Annotated in this window: 4 protein-coding genes; 1 reads left to right on the forward strand and 3 read right to left on the reverse strand. The window is 34.7% G+C overall.

Annotation, left to right across the window (positions count from 1 at the left end; genetic code table 11):
• From ACY65O_RS00505 to ACY65O_RS00515, 3 genes are all read right to left on the reverse strand, one after another.
• The coding region (locus ACY65O_RS00505; protein WP_462218886.1) for a GSCFA domain-containing protein at nt 1-352 on the reverse strand (352 nt) is incomplete at its 3' end.
• A gap of 27 nt (nt 353-379) precedes the next feature.
• Nucleotides 380-1,234 (reverse strand): hydroxymethylglutaryl-CoA lyase, encoded by an 855-nt coding sequence (locus ACY65O_RS00510; RefSeq protein ID WP_462218887.1) that lies wholly within the window; start codon nt 1,232-1,234, stop codon nt 380-382.
• Entirely contained in the window at nt 1,222-2,214 is a 993-nt protein-coding gene (locus tag ACY65O_RS00515; RefSeq protein WP_462218888.1) for a helix-turn-helix domain-containing protein, read from the reverse strand. Before ACY65O_RS00515 ends, ACY65O_RS00510 begins: the two co-directional genes overlap by 13 nt.
• A 218-nt stretch (nt 2,215-2,432) precedes the next feature.
• On the opposite strand from ACY65O_RS00515, the gene ACY65O_RS00520 reads away from it, so the two are divergent.
• Nucleotides 2,433-3,033: hypothetical protein (locus tag ACY65O_RS00520; protein ID WP_462218889.1), on the forward strand; the 601-nt coding region annotated here is incomplete at its 3' end.

The following is a 3,033-nucleotide window of genomic DNA, read 5'->3' on the forward strand; positions in this document are numbered from 1 at the left end:
TTTCTTTTAAATAATGATGTGCTGTATGGGTAGAAGTGTTTATTTTATTAACTGCATCATCTTTGGTAATACCAGAAAAACGGCTGTGGTGCTGCCAACTATGATACGCTTCAATTAAATAAAATAAATCCTTTTCATCAATAACCTTATTAACAATGTAATTATCAACAGCCTGTTTTACACTAACAGGGTTAAATAAAATACCATTGGGATTTTGGAGTACAGAAAATTTATGTGCCACTAATTTATCGCCGATGTTTTCGGTAAAGCAGCTGCCCATCAGCAATAATTTATGCCGGTGATTAATTTTTTGGGATAACTGTTTTGGAGAAAACTGCAAATGAAAATCCATGCCCACAAATTACACGAATTCTACGAATTATATAAATATGCTGGCGGCTAAATTACTGCATTGCTCTAAAGCATCTTTATCTAAATGGTTAAGTAAATTTAATTCTTCAAAATACGGTATCATCAATTCTGTATCCATATTACCTACTAATTCATCGTCAGCCATCGGGCAACCGCCAATTCCTTTTAATGCACCATCAAATCTTTTGCACCCGGCCGCCAGGGCGGCCTCCACTTTTTCCTTCCAGTTGGTTGCGGTTGAATGCAGGTGAACACCAATTTCAATATCAGGCAAAGAATCAACTAAATATTTTGTTACACTTTTAACTTGTTCCGCAGTAGCTAATCCAACTGTATCTGCCAGAGAAATTATTTTTACATCCATCGCCACTAATTTATCTACCCAGTTAAATACAATCGACTCATTATATTCATCGTCGTAAGGATTGCCAAATCCCATAGAAATATACACCACCAGTTCCTTTTTATTTTTTATACAAAGATTTTGTATCTCCTCTACCCTTATCAAAGATTCTTCAATAGTGGAATTAGTATTTCTTTTTTGAAAAGTTTCAGAAACAGAAAATGGAAAACCTAAATAAGTAATTTCGTCATACACCACCGCATCTGTTGCGCCTCTTTCATTAGCTATTATAGCTAACAACTTTGAAGTACTGCTTCCTAATTCCAAATTGCCAATTACCTCCTTTGTATCCGCCATTTGCGGTATTGCTTTCGGGCTTACAAAACTTCCAAAGTCAATTGTATCAAAACCAACTTTTAATAATGCATTGATGTAATCAATCTTTGTTTGTGCAGGTATAAAATGTTTCCAGCCCTGCATCGCATCACGTGGACATTCTATAAGTTTTATTTTTTGCATGCCAGTACCCTTTCTCTTAAAGTTTTAAAAAATTTGTTTCTTTCTTTTTCGCCGGTGCCACTAATCATTACCGAACGGCTGACGAGGTTATTAAAATTATTAAATGTTTTTTCGGTAAAGGTTTTATCGCTGCTGCTGATGTATTTTAGTACAATGTAATTAATAAAAGAAGTGCGGTGGCCATCCAGCTCTACCATTATACTGTTGTTGCCTAAAATAATTTCGTTGATGTATAATTTCAATGGTGCTTTATACCCGGCTTCACCTGCGCCGGGTAAGAATTTCACTCCTTTTTCTGCCTGCTTTTGCAAATGCTGCAGCATGGCATCGCAACTGTCCACAACAATATTCAGGTCTTCTGCAGTTTCAAAAATACCGGCATCACGGTAATATTCTATTTGTAAAATGGTGCTGTTAATGCTTTCGTAATTCCATAATTCTGATGAAGGCATTTCATTATACTCCTGTAAAATTTTTTGCCCTGTTGCAAAAGATTCTGCAACATCGTAATTTTTTAAACTAAAACTTTTTCCATCATAATCCGGGTTGTTTAAAATACTCTTATCCCAAAAAAATGCTTTAAAGGCTGTTAATTCTTTGTAATAAAAAAAGTGAAAAATGGGAACATCCTTACTCAGGTATAACATCTCTCTTTTTGTAAATGGTTTAAAGCTGTTCAGCAAATGCATCAAACCTTCCATGTACTGTTTAAAAAATTTAGGGCTTTCTTCTGGCTCTGGATCAGTAAAAAGAATTTTATTACTTTTTAACTGCAGCACCTGGTCCAGCGAAAGGTTAAATTTTTCGCAAAGTAATTTCAATTCATTTAAGGTAATAGGTTTTTCTCCACGTATTCTTCGGTACACACTATCATAACTAATATCCAGCAGTTCGGCAAGTGTATCTACCAGCGATATATGAGGTGGCAAGCCATCTTTAATATAATTGAATAATTCTTTTTGCAGGTTTCTTTCTGTCATGATAAAATAAATTTACGGCTTTTCCGTAATTATAAAACTTTGTTTACGGTAAAATGCATTTTATTTTCAAAATTCATCTACCGAAATTAAATACCCTTTTTCTCCGATGGTAAGTACTTCTTTTTATTAATAAACACTTCAATATCCTTTTTCTTCCTGTATATCAATTATGAAACTGCTTCAGTTCCTGATAGTTTTACAATAAAAAAATCAGCATTATGAAAAAATTATCAGCTGCACTGTTATCTGCATTTTTAATAATCACTGCAATTGCACAGCAGGAAATTCACAATTTTTATATTACCGGTAAAGATAAAGGCTTTCATTTTTCTTCTGTATTTGTTAAGGCGCAGGCATATGTGAATGATGTTACCGGTAAAAAATTTCATTACCTCGCCGTAACATCAGATGAGGAAGCTGTAATAAAGATGAAAAAAATTTTAGAGGAGCATCATGCTAAAATTGGTTCGCTATGGTTCGACAGTCATGGATTATACAAACAGGGTTATTCATCTTTTCATGTAGGCGATAAAGAATTTAGTTTTAAAAACATTACCGATACCAATACCACTCAATGGCTGCAACAGTTGAAGGTTTATTGCGATTCCGGTACCAGTATTGGTATTGGCAGTTGTTACGGTGGTGCCACATTCGATTTTCCGGGAAACGAATTTGCATCTGCAGGAAGAATGAATGGTGATTCTTTAATGATCGGTTTAGGAAAAATTTTTACTCCCAGTACAATATATGGCAGCGAAAGTTGGGTGATGAATAAGCCAGGTATTTTTGCCAACAATTTTGCTTTTGCCGGTTATCCCT

This window comes from Ferruginibacter sp. (assembly GCF_031430955.1).
Lineage (GTDB): Bacteria > Bacteroidota > Bacteroidia > Chitinophagales > Chitinophagaceae > Ferruginibacter.